Origin of the sequence: Klebsiella sp. CN_Kp097, from assembly GCF_040064495.1 — a bacterium.
Classification (GTDB): Bacteria; Pseudomonadota; Gammaproteobacteria; order Enterobacterales; family Enterobacteriaceae; genus Klebsiella; species Klebsiella aerogenes.
In genome coordinates this window covers 23,513-42,141 of sequence record NZ_JBEAIL010000019.1, presented here as the reverse complement: position 1 = coordinate 42,141, position 18,629 = coordinate 23,513, and the positions used below count along the sequence as shown (strand labels likewise).

Annotated in this window: 16 protein-coding genes and 1 riboswitch; of the genes, 9 read left to right on the top strand and 7 right to left on the bottom strand. The window is 55.1% G+C overall.

Going from position 1 to position 18,629, the window contains the following annotated elements; genetic code table 11:
• Positions 1–85: 85 nt before the first annotated feature.
• On the top strand, positions 86–2,509 hold the full coding sequence (gene plsB / locus ABLV07_RS16535; protein WP_015368765.1) for a glycerol-3-phosphate 1-O-acyltransferase PlsB: 2,424 nt from the start codon (positions 86–88) through the stop codon (positions 2,507–2,509).
• A gap of 52 nt (positions 2,510–2,561) precedes the next feature.
• Here the strand turns inward: plsB and ubiA are convergent, their stop codons facing one another.
• The 5 genes from ubiA to malK form a co-directional block, all read right to left on the bottom strand.
• Positions 2,562–3,431 (bottom strand): 4-hydroxybenzoate octaprenyltransferase, encoded by an 870-nt coding sequence (gene ubiA, locus ABLV07_RS16530; protein ID WP_015704039.1) that lies wholly within the window; start codon positions 3,429–3,431, stop codon positions 2,562–2,564.
• A 12-nt stretch (positions 3,432–3,443) separates the two neighbouring features.
• Positions 3,444–3,941: a chorismate lyase gene (gene ubiC / locus ABLV07_RS16525; protein ID WP_015704038.1), complete on the bottom strand. Its 498-nt coding sequence runs from the start codon at positions 3,939–3,941 to the stop codon at positions 3,444–3,446.
• A gap of 188 nt (positions 3,942–4,129) precedes the next feature.
• On the bottom strand, positions 4,130–5,068 hold the full coding sequence (gene malM, locus ABLV07_RS16520) for a maltose operon protein MalM (RefSeq protein WP_015704037.1): 939 nt from the start codon (positions 5,066–5,068) through the stop codon (positions 4,130–4,132).
• A 107-nt stretch (positions 5,069–5,175) separates the two neighbouring features.
• A complete protein-coding gene (locus ABLV07_RS16515; protein ID WP_015704036.1) occupies positions 5,176–6,474 on the bottom strand; it encodes a maltoporin in 1,299 nt (432 codons plus the stop codon).
• A gap of 99 nt (positions 6,475–6,573) precedes the next feature.
• On the bottom strand, positions 6,574–7,683 hold the full coding sequence (malK, locus tag ABLV07_RS16510; protein WP_015368770.1) for a maltose/maltodextrin ABC transporter ATP-binding protein MalK: 1,110 nt from the start codon (positions 7,681–7,683) through the stop codon (positions 6,574–6,576).
• A 370-nt stretch (positions 7,684–8,053) separates the two neighbouring features.
• On the opposite strand from malK, the gene malE reads away from it, so the two are divergent.
• The 3 genes from malE (at position 8,054) to malG (ending at position 11,823) form a co-directional block, all read left to right on the top strand.
• Positions 8,054–9,244 carry a maltose/maltodextrin ABC transporter substrate-binding protein MalE gene (gene malE, locus ABLV07_RS16505; RefSeq protein WP_015368772.1) on the top strand — a complete coding sequence of 397 codons (1,191 nt, stop codon included), beginning with the start codon at positions 8,054–8,056 and terminating at the stop codon, positions 9,242–9,244.
• 129 nt (positions 9,245–9,373) lie between these two features.
• Positions 9,374–10,918 (top strand): maltose ABC transporter permease MalF, encoded by a 1,545-nt coding sequence (gene malF, locus ABLV07_RS16500; RefSeq protein WP_015368773.1) that lies wholly within the window; start codon positions 9,374–9,376, stop codon positions 10,916–10,918.
• A 14-nt stretch (positions 10,919–10,932) separates the two neighbouring features.
• A complete protein-coding gene (gene malG / locus ABLV07_RS16495; protein ID WP_015368774.1) occupies positions 10,933–11,823 on the top strand; it encodes a maltose ABC transporter permease MalG in 891 nt (296 codons plus the stop codon).
• Between the two features lie 193 nt (positions 11,824–12,016).
• Here malG and psiE read toward each other — a convergent pair whose 3' ends face one another.
• On the bottom strand, positions 12,017–12,427 hold the full coding sequence (gene psiE, locus ABLV07_RS16490) for a phosphate-starvation-inducible protein PsiE (protein ID WP_015368775.1): 411 nt from the start codon (positions 12,425–12,427) through the stop codon (positions 12,017–12,019).
• Positions 12,428–12,791: 364 nt separating this feature from the next.
• Here psiE and ABLV07_RS16485 point away from each other — a divergent pair, with 364 nt between their 5' ends.
• The 5 genes from ABLV07_RS16485 to ABLV07_RS16465 all read left to right on the top strand — a co-directional run bounded on the left by ABLV07_RS16485 (position 12,792) and on the right by ABLV07_RS16465 (position 16,197).
• Positions 12,792–14,069 (top strand): L-serine ammonia-lyase, iron-sulfur-dependent, subunit alpha, encoded by a 1,278-nt coding sequence (locus tag ABLV07_RS16485; RefSeq protein WP_047064399.1) that lies wholly within the window; start codon positions 12,792–12,794, stop codon positions 14,067–14,069.
• Positions 14,070–14,152: 83 nt separating this feature from the next.
• The gene (locus ABLV07_RS16480) at positions 14,153–14,893 is read left to right on the top strand and encodes an AzlC family ABC transporter permease (RefSeq protein WP_045412649.1); all 741 of its coding nucleotides are present in this window, start codon (positions 14,153–14,155) and stop codon (positions 14,891–14,893) included.
• The gene (locus ABLV07_RS16475) at positions 14,886–15,206 is read left to right on the top strand and encodes an AzlD domain-containing protein (RefSeq protein WP_015368778.1); all 321 of its coding nucleotides are present in this window, start codon (positions 14,886–14,888) and stop codon (positions 15,204–15,206) included. Before ABLV07_RS16480 ends, ABLV07_RS16475 begins: the two co-directional genes overlap by 8 nt.
• A 20-nt stretch (positions 15,207–15,226) precedes the next feature.
• Positions 15,227–15,607 carry a RidA family protein gene (locus ABLV07_RS16470; protein ID WP_015368779.1) on the top strand — a complete coding sequence of 127 codons (381 nt, stop codon included), beginning with the start codon at positions 15,227–15,229 and terminating at the stop codon, positions 15,605–15,607.
• A 110-nt stretch (positions 15,608–15,717) separates the two neighbouring features.
• Complete coding sequence (locus ABLV07_RS16465; protein WP_015368780.1) at positions 15,718–16,197, top strand: acyltransferase; 480 nt, start codon at positions 15,718–15,720, stop codon at positions 16,195–16,197.
• Between the two features lie 49 nt (positions 16,198–16,246).
• Here the strand turns inward: ABLV07_RS16465 and pgi are convergent, their stop codons facing one another.
• The gene (gene pgi, locus ABLV07_RS16460) at positions 16,247–17,896 is read right to left on the bottom strand and encodes a glucose-6-phosphate isomerase (protein WP_020079879.1); all 1,650 of its coding nucleotides are present in this window, start codon (positions 17,894–17,896) and stop codon (positions 16,247–16,249) included.
• A gap of 340 nt (positions 17,897–18,236) precedes the next feature.
• Positions 18,237–18,470: riboswitch (Lysine riboswitch) on the top strand.
• Positions 18,471–18,629: the final 159 nt, after the last annotated feature.

The following is an 18,629-nucleotide window of genomic DNA, read 5'->3' as shown; positions in this document are numbered from 1 at the left end:
TTGCCGTGTGACAACGGAAATTTTGTACGCTTTCTGTTATTCTTGCCGCGCATTTGCATGATTAACCAGAGGCTTCACATCGTTTATGTCCGGCTGGCAACGAATTTACTATAAATTACTGAATTTACCATTACGGGTGCTGGTAAAAAGCAAGTCTATTCCGGCAGAACCTGCTCAGGAATTAGGGCTCGATACCTCGCGTCCGATAATGTACGTCTTGCCTTATAACTCCAAGGCGGACCTGCTGACCCTGCGCGCCCAGTGCCTGGCGCATGATTTACCCGACCCTTTTGAACCGCTGGAAATCGACGGCACACTGCTGCCGCGCTACGTTTTCATCCACGGCGGCCCGCGCGTGTTTACCTACTACACGCCGAAAGAAGAGTCCATCAAGCTATTCCACGACTACCTGGATCTGCACCGTAACCATCCCGACCTCGACGTGCAAATGGTACCGGTGTCGGTCATGTTCGGCCGCGCGCCGGGTCGTGAAAAAGGTGAAGAGAATCCGCCGCTGCGGATGCTTAACGGTATTCAGAAATTCTTCGCCGTCTCCTGGCTTGGCCGCGATAGCTTCGTGCGTTTCTCGCCGTCGGTCTCTCTGCGCCGCATGGCGGATGAGCACGGGACCGATAAAATCATCGCCCAGAAGCTGGCCCGCGTGGCGCGTATGCACTTCGCCCGTCAACGTCTGGCCGCCGTCGGCCCGCGCCTCCCTGCCCGTCAGGATCTTTTCAACAAGCTGCTGGCGTCGAAAGCTATCGCCCGCGCGGTAGAAGATGAAGCGCGCAGCAAGAAGATTTCTCACGAGAAGGCCCAGCAGAACGCCATTGCGCTGATGGAAGAGATTGCCGCTAACTTCTCTTATGAAATGATCCGCCTGACTGACCGTATTCTGGGCTTTACCTGGAACCGTCTGTACCAGGGGATTAACGTGCACAATGCCGAGCGCGTACGCCAGCTGGCGCATGACGGCCATGAGATTGTCTATGTGCCTTGTCACCGTAGTCACATGGACTACCTGCTGCTCTCCTATGTGCTCTATCATCAGGGGCTGGTGCCGCCGCATATCGCTGCCGGCATAAACCTCAACTTCTGGCCGGCTGGGCCGATTTTCCGCCGCCTGGGCGCTTTCTTTATTCGTCGTACTTTTAAGGGCAACAAGCTCTACTCCACGGTATTCCGCGAATATCTTGGCGAGCTGTTCAGCCGTGGTTATTCGGTGGAATACTTTGTCGAAGGCGGGCGTTCCCGTACCGGCCGTCTGCTGGATCCGAAAACCGGCACCCTGTCGATGACTATCCAGGCGATGCTGCGCGGCGGTAGCCGCCCCATCACGCTGGTGCCGATTTATATCGGCTACGAGCACGTGATGGAAGTGGGTACCTACGCCAAAGAGCTGCGCGGCGCGACAAAAGAAAAAGAGAGCCTGCCGCAGATGATGCGCGGTCTCAGTAAGCTGCGTAATCTTGGCCAGGGCTACGTTAACTTCGGTGAACCGCTGCCGCTGATGACCTATCTCAATCAGCACGTGCCGGAATGGCGCGAAGCCATCGATCCTATCGAAGCCGTCCGCCCTTCCTGGCTGACGCCGACGGTGAATAATATCGCCGCCGACCTGATGGTGCGCATCAACAATGCCGGGGCAGCTAACGCCATGAACCTGTGCTGTACGGCGCTTCTGGCGTCACGTCAGCGTTCTTTGACCCGTGAGCAGCTAACCCAACAGTTGGATTGCTACCTCGACCTGCTGCGTAACGTGCCGTACTCCACCGATTCGACCGCGCCGACGGCTTCCGCCAGCGAGCTTATCGACCACGCGCTGCAGATGAACAAGTTCGAAGTCGAGAAAGACACCATCGGCGATATCATCATCCTGCCGCGCGAGCAGGCGGTGCTGATGACCTACTATCGCAACAACATCGCCCATATGCTGGTGATGCCATCGCTGCTGGCCGCTATCGTGACCCAGCATCGCCGCATCTCCCGTAGCGAAGTGCTGCGTCATGTCGAGATGTTCTATCCGTTCCTGAAAGCCGAACTGTTCCTGCGCTGGGAAAAAGAAGAACTGGCGGGCGTTATCGATGCGCTGATGGCAGAGATGCAGCGTCAGGGGCTGGTGGTGCTGAATGGCGATGAGATGAGCGTCAATCCGGCGCACTCTCGTTCCCTGCAGCTGCTGGCCGCCGGCGCGCGCGAGACGTTACAGCGCTACGCGATCACCTTCTGGCTGCTGAGCGCCAACCCGTCCATCAACCGCAGTACGCTGGAGAAAGAAAGCCGCACCATGGCGCAGCGTCTGTCGGTACTGCACGGTATCAACGCGCCGGAGTTCTTCGATAAGGCGGTGTTCAGTACCCTCGTGCTGACCCTGCGTGACGAAGGCTACATCAGCGATACCGGCGATGCCGAGCCGGCAGAGACCCTGAAGGTCTACCAGATGCTGGCGGATTTGATTACGTCGGATGTACGTTTGACGATTGAAAGCGCCGCTCAGGACGACGCATAACGTTGCGGCTTCTGTTCCCCGACTCGCGCCGCGAGCCGGGGAACAGAAGGATTTACTGCAGGTAACTCATCGCCAGACCGAGAAACAGCACCAGCCCAACGTAGTTATTATTCATAAACGCTTTGAAGCAGTTATCGCGTTCGCGCTTGAAGATAAGTTTCTGCTGCCAGACAAACAGTCCTGCCGCGATAAACAGCGACCAGTAAAACGCCCAGTTCAGCCCATTCAGCCAGCCTATCGCTCCCATCAATACCAGCACGGCAACCTGCAGAATACCGATAATCAAACGATCGTTTTCGCCGAATAGGATCGCCGTCGACTTAATGCCGATTTTGACATCATCGTCGCGATCGACCATCGCGTACTGGGTGTCGTAGGCTACCGCCCACAAAATATTGGCGAGGAACATCAGCCAGCAGCTGAGCGGCAGCGCTTCACTTACCGCCGAGAACGCCATCGGGATCGACCAACCAAAGGCCGCGCCCAGCACCACCTGCGGCAGATGGGTGTAGCGCTTCATAAAGGGGTAGACCCAGGCCAGCGCCAGCGCCGCGACCGACAGCAGGATGGTCATGGTATTGAGCGTCAGCACCAACAGGAAGGAGAGCCCCACCAGCACCGCGAATAATATGCGCGCCTCTTTTTCCGTGACCTCGCCGCTTGGTAACGGCCGGCGAGCCGTACGCTTAACGTGACCATCAAATTTACGGTCGGCATAGTCATTCACGACGCAGCCGGCGGCGCGCATCAACCAGACGCCAGCGACAAATACCGCCAGAATCCACAGCGGCGGCACCCCGGGCGAAGCCACCCATAACGCCCACAGCGTCGGCCACAGCAGCAATAGCGCGCCGATTGGTTTGTCAGTACGCATCAGGCGGTGAAACGCCAACAGCTTATTCTGCGTCAGACTCCACTCCATTTTCTCTTCCTCTTAATACAATGGCGATGCAGGCAGAAAAAGCTCTGTCAGCAGCAGCGGTTTGCCGCTCAGCCGGAGACGGGAACGTCGCCCCCACAGCTGTGCACTACGGCCAATCTCAATAAAATCACGGGTTAACGTCGACGACGTAAACAGATACCGGCCCAGCGGCGTCTGCCCCAACTGCTGCAGGGCTAATTCCGGGCCGCATAGCGTCGATTCCGGCACGAGAGTACGACCGGCAAGCCAGGGTTCGCCATCGGCGCAAAGAATGATCTCCCGCAGCCAATACCGCGCCTCTTCCGGCAGCAGGGCTTCTTCGCCCGCCAGCGCGTCGCGCCCGACGAAACCTTCGTTAATCATGGTCACGGTGACCTTTTTCCCTTGTTGCTCAAAGCGTTTGGTCATTGAGTCTTCCAGCAACAGCCAGTCGCGCAGCGGCGCGTCCAGCTCGGGTATGGCGGCAAAATAGCGCAGCGCACGCAGTTGCGTAAGCGCAGGATGTGGCATGCCTGATTCTCCGGTACAAAACGTGCAGGCATTGTATCGCAGAATAGCGTTTTGAGGGCGGGCAAACGTCAATATACGATCATCCGCGCAACAGGCATGCAACAGTTGCCGCTGCGCGATAAAAAAAAGTGCGTCCAGGCGGACGCACCTAAAGGCTGTGCCTAAACATCAGCATTGTGGGGAGACGGTCACCCCTTGCCTTTTACACTGCTGATAAAGGTGGAACGAGCAGATTTCGAGCCGAGGCGTTCAGCTTCGTTCATCAATTTCAGGGCTTTGTCGATATCACCTTGTTTCACCGCCTGCTTAATACCGTTGTTGAAGTAGGTTTCGGTATCGTCAAGCATCGGTTCGCTTTTGGCTGCTGGGGCTGGCGCGGCTACCGGCGCAGCGGCCGGGGCGTTATAGACCGGCGCCGCGGTATTGCCGACGGTCACCGGGCCCGGGCCGGAGGAGCCGAACAGTGGGCCCACCAGCACGCTGGAACTCGAAGACGTTTTCACCTTCAGGCTCAAGGTGCCGTCAGTGGTATGTTTAGCAATCGGATCCGGAATGTCCGGCACCGCGTTACCGGTGCCTTTCGCGTAGGCTTTCGCCGGGTCGATTAATTTGGTGGTCTGCTGCAGATCCTGCGGAGTGGTAAACACCAGCACATAAATTTTCTGCTGTCCCAGCGCCGGCGTCAGGCGCATTACCCCTTCCAGGCGGTCGGCGCTCATCACGCCCGGCTCCAGATAAGTGAAATAGCTGCTCGGGAAGAAGGCGGACGGCGTCATGCTCTGATCGAGGATCAGGACATTTGGCGCGTAGACGCTAGTCTGTTTGTCGACTTCGCTGGTCAGCGTCAGAGTTAACTCGCCGATATTGGCCGGTACGCTATAGGCCACCACCGGCCCGGCGATACCGGGGACATTCAGCGTTTGACCGGCGACCGCCACTTTAGAAGTTTGGGTTTTCGATTGATCGACAGGCGTCCAGGTCAACTGCTGCAGCGAGGAGGCCGGGATTGACGGCGCGGCAGAGGTATTCTGCGGCACGAAATTGACATCAGCAAAACTGACTGCGGGTACGCTGGCCAGCAGGCCGGCGGACAGGCAGAGGGCAACGAGACTTTTCTTCATATTCATTGTTATCACCTCAATTCCTATGGCCGAGCGTTAGCCAGGCAATAGCGCGCTGGGCCGAAAACAGAGGGGCTGCTGCCCCTCTTTTACTCATCATGATGCGGATTGCATTACCACCAGATTTCCATCTGGGCGCCGAAGGTCCACTCATCGTCGTCGCCGCGGCTGGAAGTGTTGATGCCGGTACCAGAGGTATCGCGCATGGCGACGCCGCTATCGGTGTAACCCCACTTCTCATCCCACTTCGCGTAGGTGGCGAACAGACGAATTGCCGGACGAGACCAGATGCTGTCGCCCGCCTGCCACTGTTGCGCCAGGGTAATTTTGTACTGGTTGTTGCTGTCGCCGGTTTTCTGCGATTTGACGTTGTCGTAGCCGACTTCCAGCAGGGTGCTCATGATCGGCGTCCATTTGTACATAGGACGTACGCCGACGGTCCACCATTTGGTACCGTTGTTGTTGTCCAGGTTGACGTCCTGGTACATGGCGACGTACATCATGTCCCAATCGTCCGCCAGAGAGACCGCGCCGTGGTCAAGCACACGCCACATGGAACCATCATTATTTATGCTGCCGCCCTGCGGTACGCCTTTACCGTTGGAGGTCATGGCGTCGGTCGCGTACTGCAGAACAAATTTGTTGTAGCCTTTCAGGATGCTCTGGGTATGTTCAGCGGTGAACATCCAGCCATCTTTCGATGCATCCGGCTGCAGGTAGTAGTCATCCGGCACGTTGGTGTGACCATAGTCCACGCCCAGCTCCAGCGTACCGCCTGGGTTGGTTTCCATCTGCGCTAAACGCACATCGAAGACGTCGTTCGGTACCAGATGATCATAAACGCGTTCGCCAGTCAGCGGATCGCGGTCAGCATAGGTTGCCGAGCCGCCGGATTCAGAAGAACGAGTGGCGGCCAGAGAGAGTTTACCGAAGCCCAGATCGATGTTTTCGATACCGGCGCCAGGACCGGAGATATCCCAGTAGTAGAAGTCGATCATGTGAACGTCATGACGCTGATAGAAGCGCTTACCGGCCCACAGGGTTGAACCCGGCAGCCAGTCGATCAGGTTCTTACCCTGCACGTTAACTTCACGGAAGGCCGGGCTGGTAGATTCCCAGTCGTTCTGCTGCGATACCGAGTAGGCAACGTTGGTATCGAAGTAGAAGCTCTTATCGCCCTCTTTCCACACTTCCTGGCCCAGTTTCAGTTCAGCGTAAGTTTCACATTCGTTACCGAGACGGTATTTACTTTGAGCGCCGGTGGCCTGGAAGCACTGCTGTTCGCCGCCGCTGCCGGTCCAGCCAATGCCGGAACGCGCGTAACCATGGAAATCGACAGCCAGCGCCTGGGCAGACATCACGCCCGCCGCAACGGCTACCGCCAGTGGAAGTTTGCGCAGAGTAATCATCATTCTATCTCCTGAGATCATTGCTTTTCTTTGAACACTTCCCCGTCGGCCGCCGCATGGTTGGCTGCGCGCTGGGTTCGCGTCTTCTTTTAATGGGGAACCTTATACGCCCGGCTCTTTATGCAACCGACGACAAGCGGTGCCATCCTCACGGAATAAATGGCAGCGCTCCGGCGGCAAACCGATGGCGAATGTGGCTCCCTCTTCTACCAACACCACGTCATTCTGGCGGTACACCAGGTTCTGACGGATGGCGGGGATCTGGATATGAATTTGCGTTTCGTGACCAAGCTGTTCGACCACCTGCACTTCGCCCTCAAGGGTGACATCGGCGATGTCGCTCGGCAGCAGGTGTTCCGGGCGGATGCCCAAAGACATATTGGCGCCGACCTGAACGTGGGCGCTGTCTACCGGCAGCCAGACCTGCTGGCGGTTCGGTAGTTCGACCTGTACCTGTTCGATAGCGGTCGCGGTGACTTTGACCGGCAGGAAGTTCATCTTCGGCGAGCCAATAAAGCCCGCGACGAAGCGGTCTGCCGGATAGTGATAGAGTTCCAGCGGTTTCCCGACCTGCGCGACGCGGCCGGCATCCAGCACGACGATTTTGTCGGCCAGGGTCATGGCTTCCACCTGATCGTGGGTGACGTAAATCATCGTGCGACCAAGGCGCTTATGCAGACGGGAGATTTCGATACGCATCTGCACGCGCAGAGCGGCATCGAGGTTGGACAGGGGCTCATCAAGCAGGAAAACCCGCGGCTCGGCGACCAGGGTGCGGCCGATGGCCACGCGCTGACGCTGGCCGCCGGAGAGCGCTTTCGGCTTACGCTCCAGCAGGTGCGCCAGCTGCAACACCTCGGCGACCTGAGTCACGCGCTGGTTAATCACCTCTTTTTTCGCCCCGGCCAGTTTCAGGCCAAAAGACATATTTTCGGCAACGGAAAGGTGGGGATAGAGCGCATAAGACTGGAATACCATGCCGATGCCGCGCTCGGCGGGCGGCACATCGTTCATTCGGGTATCGCCAATAAACAGATCGCCGCTGGTGACCGTTTCCAGTCCGGCAATCATACGCAGCAGGGTGGATTTGCCGCAGCCCGACGGTCCTACAAACACGACGAACTCCCCATCCTGGATCTCGAGATTGATATCTTTAGATACCACCACGTCGCCCCAGGCTTTCGTTACATTTCGTAGCTGTACGCTCGCCATGCCCTTCTCCCTTCGTTACAACCTGTCACTTAAAGACACATTCAAGATGGGCTGACTATGCGGCATTCATTACGTTGGCAAATCCTCCACCCCCCGGGTTTTTGATGGGGGAGGAGACGGGAGGATGAGAAATTGCCTCTCGCCGCCGGAAGTTCCCGGCAAAAGGTCATTTCGTGATCGAAGCGACAAAAACGGTGGCTTTTTTATGTGCTCCAGGGCCCATTACCGGCATTTCTGCAATACGGATCACATAAACGGCGGGCGGGGCGTAGACATAGGGAGGATGGAAAGAGGTTGTTAAAAAAGGAAACTCATCAGCGTTAAACCACTCAAGTGTATCCACGAGCACATCACCAAATAGGACGGGTATATGAAAATCAAAACTGGCGCTCGCATCCTCGCGCTGTCTGCATTGACGACGATGATGTTTTCCGCCTCTGCCCTCGCAAAAATTGAAGAAGGTAAGCTGGTTATCTGGATTAACGGCGATAAAGGCTATAACGGCCTCGCTGAAGTGGGTAAAAAGTTCGAAAAAGATACCGGCATTAAAGTTTCCGTAGAACATCCGGATAAGCTGGAAGAGAAGTTCCCGCAGGTTGCAGCGACCGGCGACGGCCCGGATATCATCTTCTGGGCGCATGACCGCTTTGGCGGCTACGCGCAGTCCGGTCTGCTGGCGGAAATCACCCCGGATAAAGCGTTCCAGGACAAGCTCTATCCGTTCACCTGGGATGCCGTACGTTACAACGGCAAACTGATCGCTTACCCGGTGGCGGTGGAAGCCTTATCGCTGATTTATAACAAAGACCTGGTCCCGAACCCGCCGAAAACCTGGGAAGAGATCCCGGCGCTGGATAAAGCGCTGAAGGCGAAAGGTAAGAGCGCGCTGATGTTCAACCTGCAAGAACCGTACTTCACCTGGCCGCTGATCGCCGCCGATGGTGGATACGCGTTTAAGTTTGAAAACGGCAAATACGACGTGAAAAACGTCGGCGTCGATAGCGCCGGGGCAAAAGCCGGTCTGACCTTCCTGGTCGACCTCATCAAAAATAAACACATGAACGCCGACACCGACTACTCCATCGCGGAAGCGGCATTCAACAAAGGCGAAACCGCGATGACCATCAACGGTCCGTGGGCGTGGTCTAACATCGACAAGAGCAAGGTTAACTACGGCGTCACTCTGCTGCCGACCTTCAAAGGCAAACCGTCTAAACCGTTCGTTGGCGTACTGAGCGCCGGGATTAACGCCGCCAGTCCGAATAAAGAACTGGCGAAAGAGTTCCTCGAAAACTACCTGATGACCGATCCGGGCCTGGAAGCGGTGAATAACGATAAACCGCTGGGCGCCGTGGCGCTGAAATCCTTCCAGGAGAAGCTGGAGAAAGACCCGCGTATCGCCGCCACCATGGCTAACGCCCAGAAAGGCGAAATCATGCCGAACATCCCGCAGATGTCGGCGTTCTGGTATGCCGTCCGTACCGCGGTTATCAACGCCGCAAGCGGCCGTCAGACCGTCGATGCCGCGCTGAAGGATGCACAGGGCCGTATCACCAAGTAAGACCGTCGCACACGTGCCGGATGGCGGCATAAATGCCTTATCCGGCCTACACGCTTTGTAGGCCGGATAAGCACAGCGCCATCAGGCACTCTTGTCGACAGATATTTAACGTTGTAGAGGATGATCCCCATGGATGCCGTTAAAAAGAAACACTGGTGGCAAAGCCCGCAACTCACATGGTCTGTGATTGGTTTGCTGTGCCTGCTGGTGGGTTACCTTGTTGTTTTAATGTACGCCCAGGGGGAGTACCTGTTCGCCATCATGACGCTGATTTTAAGCTCAGTTGGCCTGTATATCTTTTCCAATCGCAAGGCTTACGCCTGGCGCTATGTTTATCCGGGTCTCGCCGGGATGGGGCTGTTTGTTCTGTTCCCGCTGATCTGCACCATTGCCATCGCCTTCACCAACTACAGCAGCACCAACCAGCTCACCTTCGAACGCGCCCAACAGGTACTGATGGATCGTTCTTTCCAAGCCGGCAAAGCCTATAACTTCTCACTCTACCCGGCAGGCGATGAGTGGCAGCTGGCGCTGACAGACGGTGAAAGCGGTAAAAATTATCTCTCTGAAGCCTTTAAATTTGGCGGCGAGCAGAAGCTGGCGTTAAAAGAAGCCGATGCCCTGCCGCAAGGCGAACGCGCGAATTTACGCGTAATCACCCAGAACCGCGCCGCGCTGAACCAACTGACCGCCGTGCTGCCGGATGAAAGCAAAGTGATTATGAGTTCACTGCGCCAGTTTTCCGGCACCCAGCCGCTGTACGCGCTGGCTAACGACGGCACGCTCACCAACAACCAAAGCGGCGTGAAATATCGCCCCAACGCCGACATCGGCTTTTATCAATCCATCAATGCCGACGGCAGCTGGGGCAATGAGAAGCTGAGCCCGGGTTATACCGTCACCATCGGCTGGGATAACTTCACCCGCGTTTTCCAGGATGAAGGGATCCAGAAGCCGTTCTTCGCCATTTTCGTCTGGACCGTGGTGTTCTCGGTGCTGACGGTGATTTTGACCGTCGCCGTGGGAATGGTGCTGGCCTGCCTGGTGCAGTGGGAAGCGTTGAAGGGCAAAGCGATTTACCGCGTGCTGTTGATTCTGCCGTATGCGGTGCCGTCATTTATTTCAATACTGATTTTCAAGGGGCTGTTTAACCAGAGCTTTGGTGAAATCAACATGATGCTGAGCGCGCTGTTCGGCATTAAACCGGCCTGGTTTAGCGACCCAACCACCGCGCGCACGATGATCATCATCGTCAACACCTGGCTGGGCTATCCGTACATGATGATCCTGTGCATGGGACTGCTGAAGGCGATTCCGGACGATCTGTACGAGGCGTCGGCGATGGATGGCGCGGGCCCGTTCCAGAACTTCTTTAAAATTACGCTACCGCTGCTGATCAAGCCGCTCACGCCGCTGATGATTGCCAGCTTCGCCTTTAACTTTAACAACTTCGTGCTGATTCAACTGTTAACCAACGGTGGCCCGGACCGTCTCGGCACCACCACGCCGGCCGGTTATACCGACCTGCTGGTGAGCTACACCTATCGCATCGCCTTTGAAGGCGGCGGCGGTCAGGACTTCGGCCTGGCGGCGGCTATCGCCACGCTTATCTTCCTGCTGGTTGGGGCGTTAGCGATTGTGAATCTGAAAGCCACGCGCATGAAGTTTGATTAAGGGAGATAACGATAATGGCTATGGTCCAACCCAAATCGCAGAAGCTACGTTTATTTACCACGCATCTCCTGCTGCTGATTTTTATCGCCGCGATTATGTTCCCGCTGCTGATGGTTATCGCTATCTCGCTGCGCGAAGGCAACTTCGCGACCGGCAGCCTGATCCCGGATACCATCTCCTGGGAGCACTGGCGTCTGGCATTAGGCTTCAGCGTCGAACACGCCGATGGCCGGGTAACGCCGCCGCCATTCCCGGTCCTGCTGTGGCTGTGGAACTCAATTAAGGTGGCCGGGATTACTGCGATCGGCATCGTCGCCCTCTCCACCACCTGCGCTTACGCTTTCGCCCGTATGCGCTTCCCGGGTAAAGCGACGCTGCTCAAAGGGATGTTGATTTTCCAGATGTTCCCGGCGGTACTGTCGTTGGTGGCGCTGTATGCGTTGTTCGACCGCCTCGGTCAGTATCTGCCTTTCGTCGGCCTCAACACTCACGGCGGGGTGATCTTCGCCTATATGGGCGGTATCGCGCTGCACGTCTGGACGATTAAGGGCTACTTCGAAACTATCGATGGTTCACTGGAAGAAGCGGCCGCGCTGGATGGCGCCACTCCGTGGCAGGCCTTCCGCCTGGTGCTGCTGCCGCTGTCGGTGCCGATTCTGGCGGTCGTATTTATTCTGTCGTTCATCGCCGCGATTACCGAAGTGCCGGTGGCCTCGTTGCTGCTACGCGATGTGAACAGCTATACCCTGGCGGTGGGGATGCAGCAGTATCTCAATCCGCAGAACTACCTGTGGGGCGACTTCGCCGCGGCGGCGGTACTGTCGGCGATTCCGATTACCGTCGTCTTCCTGCTTGCTCAGCGTTGGTTGGTTAACGGCCTGACGGCGGGCGGGGTGAAAGGTTAAGTTTCATCATGTTAGACCCTTGTTTTATCGCCCCAAATTTCAGAGAGGGTGGGATGTGGTACACGACCCCAACCGGGTACGGCAGCCCACCTCTCCCTGAAAAAGTAGGGCAAATGCCACTGCAATCCTCTACTGGACCCTACATAAATTTCATTTGTGATTGTCGGTCAAGCGGCCCTGGAGGCCGCTTTTTTTATTCCCGTTTCAGGCGGTTGGAATTACACAACCACAGGGTAATCACCAGGATAAGGATCGCCGCAGAGTAAATCAGCACCGCCATCGGCGACTCATGGTCGACGATAATAAGCCGTACAATCGCGGTAATGCCGATATAGACGAAATAACGCAGCGGGAAGTGAAAACCGGACTCAAAGTATTTCACAATCAACGCGATAAATTCGAAGTAGAGAAAATAGACCACCAGCCCTTCGACCAGCTTGTACTTACTCACCGGCTCCGGCGTAAACAGCACGTGCGCCAGATGCAGGGTCTCCTTTCCCAGGAACACCACCAGAATAATTCCCAGGCACAATAGCGCCAGGTTGAGCACGGCCTGCATGGCCTTCGCAACAAAATTAACCAGCGGACGATATACCGACGGCATAGTGACACCTCAAATGCATGAACGTTATTGATCTGTATAGCGCAAAAGTGTGATCCAGATCTACTTCGCTTTGCGAGCAGCATCGGTCCTTCAACGCGGTAAATGCAACTAAGAGAAAATTTTACTTCCTACAATGCTGTGAGCAAGTTAACCAAATCATCCATTACGCTTAGGATAAAACCAAATAAACAACTGAAATTTAAAATATTTACCATTTGAAACAGTTATATCTTAAAACCTGCCACAAGATAAAATTTTTCTCTAATCCGCATTATTTATATGGCTATTAGGGTAAGATTTTTCTTATCCTTTGTCTTAGCATTATCGCAGTTGAATAAAATTTAATTTTGGACATTAAATCATTATGAACACCGATAACGCTTCCCTGTACGTAAAATGGCTCAAACAAGAAGTTGCCCCGGCTTTAGGTTGTACTGAACCCGTCGCTATTTCCTTCACTGCCGCCTACGCCGCACAATATCTGGATCAGCCTTGCACTAAAATTAGCGGTTTTATTTCCGCCAATCTCTATAAGAACGCGATGGGTGTCACTATTCCCGGCACCACCGTTTGCGGTGTAGCGCTGGCCGCCGCAATTGGCGCATTCGGCGGCAACCCGCAAAAGGGATTAAAAACGCTGGAAGATATCACCCCGCTACACGTCGAAATGGCGCAGAAGCTGATCGCCAATAATGCCGTTGATATTGCCGTCGAAGAAACCCCAGACTTTATTCATCTCGATTTAACCCTCTCTGCTGGCGAGAATAACTGTCGCGTTGTGGTGAAAGGAACCCACACCAACGTGGTCGAACTTTATATTAATGGCCAGCCACAGCCATTAAGTGCAAAACAGAATGCGAGCGCCCGGCACGAAACGCTGCCCACATTTTCGCTACAGCAGGCTTACGAATTTATTAATAACGCCGACTTTAATGATATTCGCTTTATTCTCGAAGCCGCGCGCTTAAACTCCGCGCTGGCGGCAGAAGGCAAAACCAAAAAATATGGCCTGAACATTAACGGTACCTTTGCTGACGCCGTGAAAAACGGCCTGATGAGCAACGATCTGTTAAGCAAGGTGATCATCAACACCGTCGCCGCTTCAGATGCCCGCATGGGCGGCGCGCCGGTGGTAGCGATGTCTAACTTTGGTTCGGGCAATCAGGGCATTACGGCAACCATGCCGGTAGTGGTGGTTGCAGAGCATCTCGGCGCCGATGAAGAGACCCTGGCGCGCGCTTTGTCTCTATCTCATCTCACCGCCATCTCAATTCATTCTCGTTATACGCGCTTATCTGCGCTATGCGCGGCCTCAACCGCCGCCATGGGCGCCGCCGCCGGGATGGCCTGGCTATTTACTCGCGACATCAACACCATTAACACCGCGATTATTAATATGGTCAGCGATATTACCGGCATGATTTGTGATGGCGCCTCTAATAGCTGTGCGATGAAAGTCTCATCTGTGGTATCCAGCGCCTTTAAGGCAGTACTGATGGCAATGCAAAATAGCTGTGCTGGCGCCAATGACGGTATTGTCTGCGCCGATGTCGAGCAGACTATTAATAACCTGTGTCGCCTGGTGATTAAACCAATGGCCCTCACCGATAAAGAAATCATCAGCATCATGGTCGCTAAATAATAATATTTAACGGGCCTGAACATTCAGGCCCTGATTAACCTACCCTACCCACACTATTATTTATAAATTAGCAGGTATAGCAGATGAATAAAAAAGTCATCTTACGCGGCGCCAGCGCCATTATGCCGCTGTGCATCGGCGACTTTCCATTTTCATTTATTGTCGGCGCATTAAGCGTCAGCGCCGGAATGAGCGTCTGGCAGAGTACGGCGTGGTCAGCGATTGTTATTGCCGGTTCGGCGCAAATGCTGGCATTAAATATGCTTAAAACCGGCGCCACGCTCGGGGTTATTATATTCACCACATTAATAATTAACCTACGTCACGTACTGTACAGCGCCTCTATTTCCGGTACCGTCCGTGAAGCATCGTTCTTTAAAAAATGCTTTATGTCCTACGCGCTGACCGATGAAGTGTACGCCACCACCGTCAAAGAGATGGAAGGCAATAAGCAGGATAAGTATCTGTTTTATGGCTCGGCGATGATCACCTTCTGGGCGATTTGGGTACTGGCCGATTTCCTCGGCGCGCTGGTCGGCGCCTCATTCCCGAATATTGAAAAGTATGGTCTGGATTTCGCCATGGTCGCCGCCTTTATCGCCATCGTGGTGCCGCAAATAAAAAGCCAGGCCTGTACCGTCGCCGCCGTGGTGGCCGCCGTCTCCGGCGTGCTGTTGGTCATCCTGCCCTACTCCCTGGGTATTGTCGTCGCCTCAGTACTTGGCGTGCTCGCCGGGCTGTGCGTCGACCTGGCTGAAGAACGTAAACAGGCAGCGATTGCCGAATCCGACATGCCGCTCGTGGAGGCGCTGGAACATGAATAATAGCTACTTTATCGCCCTGACTTTGGGTATGGCCGCCGTGACCTTCCTGATCCGATTTTCGTTTATCGGCCTGGCCGGAAAAATCCAGATGTCCGAGCGGGTGACGAAAACGCTGCGCTTCGTCCCGGTCACCGTCCTGCCGGCCATTATCACCATTCAGATCCTTAGCGTGAATTCCAGCATGGAGTTCGACTTAAAGAATCCGAAGGTGATCGCCGCCATTATCTGCACGCTCGCCAGCTTCCGTTTAGGCCTGGTGTGGGTGGTGGTGAGCGGCGTCGGCTCGCTGGTGTTGTTGAATTACTTTATGTAACCGTTTGAAGGATAACCCGTATGATTATTACCACCGCTGACGCGCCTGCCGCTATCGGCCCGTACGTGCAGGGCGTCAATCTCGGCGCGATGACCATCACCTCCGGTCAGCTGCCGATTAATCCGCTGGACGGCACCATGCCCAGCGATATCGCCGAACAGGCGCGGCAATCGCTGGAAAATGTGAAAGCCATCGTTGAAGCAGCCGGACTCACGGTCGGGCAGATTGTTAAAACCACGGTGTTTGTCAAAGACCTGAAGGATTTTGCCGCCATCAACGCCGCCTATGAGGCCTTCTTTACCGAACATCAGGCCACCTTTCCGGCACGCTCCTGCGTGGAGGTCGCAAGACTGCCGAAAGACGCCGGCGTCGAAATCGAAGCCATCGCCTTCGCTCGTTAATCTCCTGGCTGGGGGGGAAAACCTCCAGCCTCCTTCCCCACCGTTTTTCGCCGTTCCTCCTTGCTCATTTTGCAGGCACTATACGATGAGATCCGAACGAGGAATGCAGCATGTCGAATGAGCCAAATATTCCCCCTTTTACGCTTCGCGATACCGGCGTTCGCAACGTCATTTGCGGCGAAAACGTGGTCATATACCAGCCCGCCAACCTTTATGATTGCCAGCTTGACGATAACGTTTTTGTCGGGCCGTTCGTCGAGATTCAGGGGCACACGCGCATCGGTGCGGACAGCAAAATCCAGTCCCACAGTTTTATCTGCGAGTACGTCACCATCGGCCAACGCTGTTTTATCGGCCACGGCGTGATGTTCGCTAACGATATGTTCCGCGATGGCAAACCGAATGCCGACCGCGACAGTTGGGGGCGTATTGAAATCGGCAATGACGTGTCTATCGGCAGCGGCGCCACCATTCTGGCGGTGAGTATCTGCGATGGCGTGGTCATCGGCGCCGGGAGCGTGGTGACAAAATCCATCACCGAGAAAGGCGTTTGGGCGGGCAACCCGGCGAGGCTGCTGCGGCGACTATAAATAAAAATGCCGACCCGAGGGTCGGCATTAAGGTTTAATTGCGCAGCGCTTATGCGCGCCAGGCTTTATAACGGTTAATCAGGCCGTTGGTAGAGCTGTCGTGGCTGCTGACGTCCGCGCCATCTTTCAGTTCCGGCAGGATACGGTTAGCCAGCTGTTTACCCAGCTCAACGCCCCACTGATCGAAGGTGAAGATGTTGAGGATCGCGCCCTGGGTGAAGATTTTGTGCTCATACAGCGCAATCAATGCGCCCAGGCTGAACGGGGTAATTTCACGCAGCAGGATGGAGTTGGTCGGACGGTTGCCTTCGAACACTTTAAACGGCACCACGTGCTCAAGCTGAGCCGGATCTTTACCCTGATCGCGATATTCCTGCTCAACCACTTCGCGGGATTTACCAAAGGCCAGCGCTTCGGTCTGAGCGAAGAAGTTAGACAGCAGTTTCTGATGGTGGTCAGACAGCGGGTTATGGGTGATAGCCGGGGCGATGAAATCGCACGGTACCATTTTGGTGCCCTGGTGGATCAGCTGATAGAACGCGTGCTGACCGTTAGTCCCCGGCTCGCCCCAGATGATAGGGCCAGTCTGGTAATCCACGACGTTGCCGTTACGGTCAACGTACTTACCGTTGGATTCCATGTTGCCCTGCTGGAAGTAAGCGGCAAAGCGATGCATGTACTGATCGTACGGCAGAATTGCTTCGGTTTCGGCGCCGAAGAAATTGTTGTACCAGATACCAATCAGCGCCAGCAGTACCGGCAGGTTTTTCTCAGCCGGCGTGGTAGAGAAGTGTTTGTCCATGGCGTGGGCGCCGGACAGCAGCTGAACGAAGTTGTCGAAGCCGACGGACAGAATGATAGACAGACCGATGGCGGACCACAGGGAGTAACGACCGCCGACCCAGTCCCAGAACTCAAACATGTTAGCCGTATCGATACCGAACTCGCCAACCGCTTTACCGTTGGTGGAGAGCGCCGCGAAGTGTTTCGCCACGTGTTTCTCGTCGCCCGCGGTCGCCAGGAACCAGTCACGCGCGCTGTGGGCGTTGGTCATGGTTTCCTGAGTGGTGAAGGTTTTAGAAGCCACCAGGAACAGCGTGGTTTCCGGATTCACCGCTTTCAGCACTTCGGCGATATGGGTGCCGTCAACGTTAGAAACGAAGTGCATGTTGAGGTGGTTTTTATACGGGCGCAGCGCTTCGGTCACCATGAACGGGCCGAGATCTGAACCACCAATACCGATGTTCACCACGTCGGTGATCGGTTTGCCGGTATAGCCTTTCCAGCTACCAGAGATAATCGCTTCTGAGAAGGCTTTCATCTTCTCCAGTACAGCGTTGACTTCCGGCATCACATCTTTGCCGTCAACCACAATTGGCGTATTGCTGCGGTTGCGCAGTGCGACGTGCAGTACCGCGCGGTCTTCGGTACGGTTAATTTTTTCACCGGAGAACATCGACTTGATAGCGCCGGCCAGATCGGTCTCTTTCGCCAGATCCTGCAGCTTAGACAGCGTCTCTTCAGTGATGCGGTTCTTGGAGAAGTCCACCAGCATCAGATCGTCAAAAGTGGCGGAGAATTTAGAGAAACGATCGCTATCTTTGGCGAAAAGCTCGCTGATAGTGACGTCTTTCATTTCATCGAAGTGTTTCTGTAATGCCTGCCATGCAGCGGTCTGCGTTGGGTTGATATTTTTCATTAGCAATACTCTTCTGATTTGAAAAATGTGACTTCGGTCGATTGTAGCCTCAGCGGCGGAAAATTGTGATGATTTTTGTGTTATGCCGTTGACGGGGGTCAGAAATAGGGTAAAGAGCTCCCATATTATAGCGATCATTAGGCTTTTTTCTGTTATCCGCCGATGCATGAAAAATCCGCATAACCCTGTCGTTGACATACCCGTCCGGAAGCCTTTATATAGCTGAACTGCCTACGGAACCGTAGGTATGTATTGCTCGCGCATTTCACGCTACAGCGAAGAGTATCGTTGGGGGGTATAATGACCAGTCTCTCCCCAGGCATAGTGAAAGACGTCAGTAATTGCCAGAAGAGGTGCGTTGCCCAGGTAACCGTATTGGAGGAACCAGTCCGGGGATAATACGTGAGGGGGAGCAACGCCGAGGCGCACAGACATCTGGTTAAGTCTGTCGCCGGCCACAGGGGCTGAATCCCCTGGGTTGTCACCAGAAGCGTTCGCAGTCGGGCGTTTCATACTCGCGAACCGATGCGCGTCATCGGCGAACGGGTCTACAAGGTGGAGCACTTCTGGGTGACATCGTAGTTTGTTTATCGCTCTGCGCCCACCCTACTTTTCGCTCTTCCCTTGTGCCATGGCTGAGTTAATTTGGCCTGGCTTATTAAGACATTTTGTAGCGCTCCGGTTATTTCCAGCCCGAACCAGGAGCGGTTGTTCAGGAATCGTTTTAATAAGT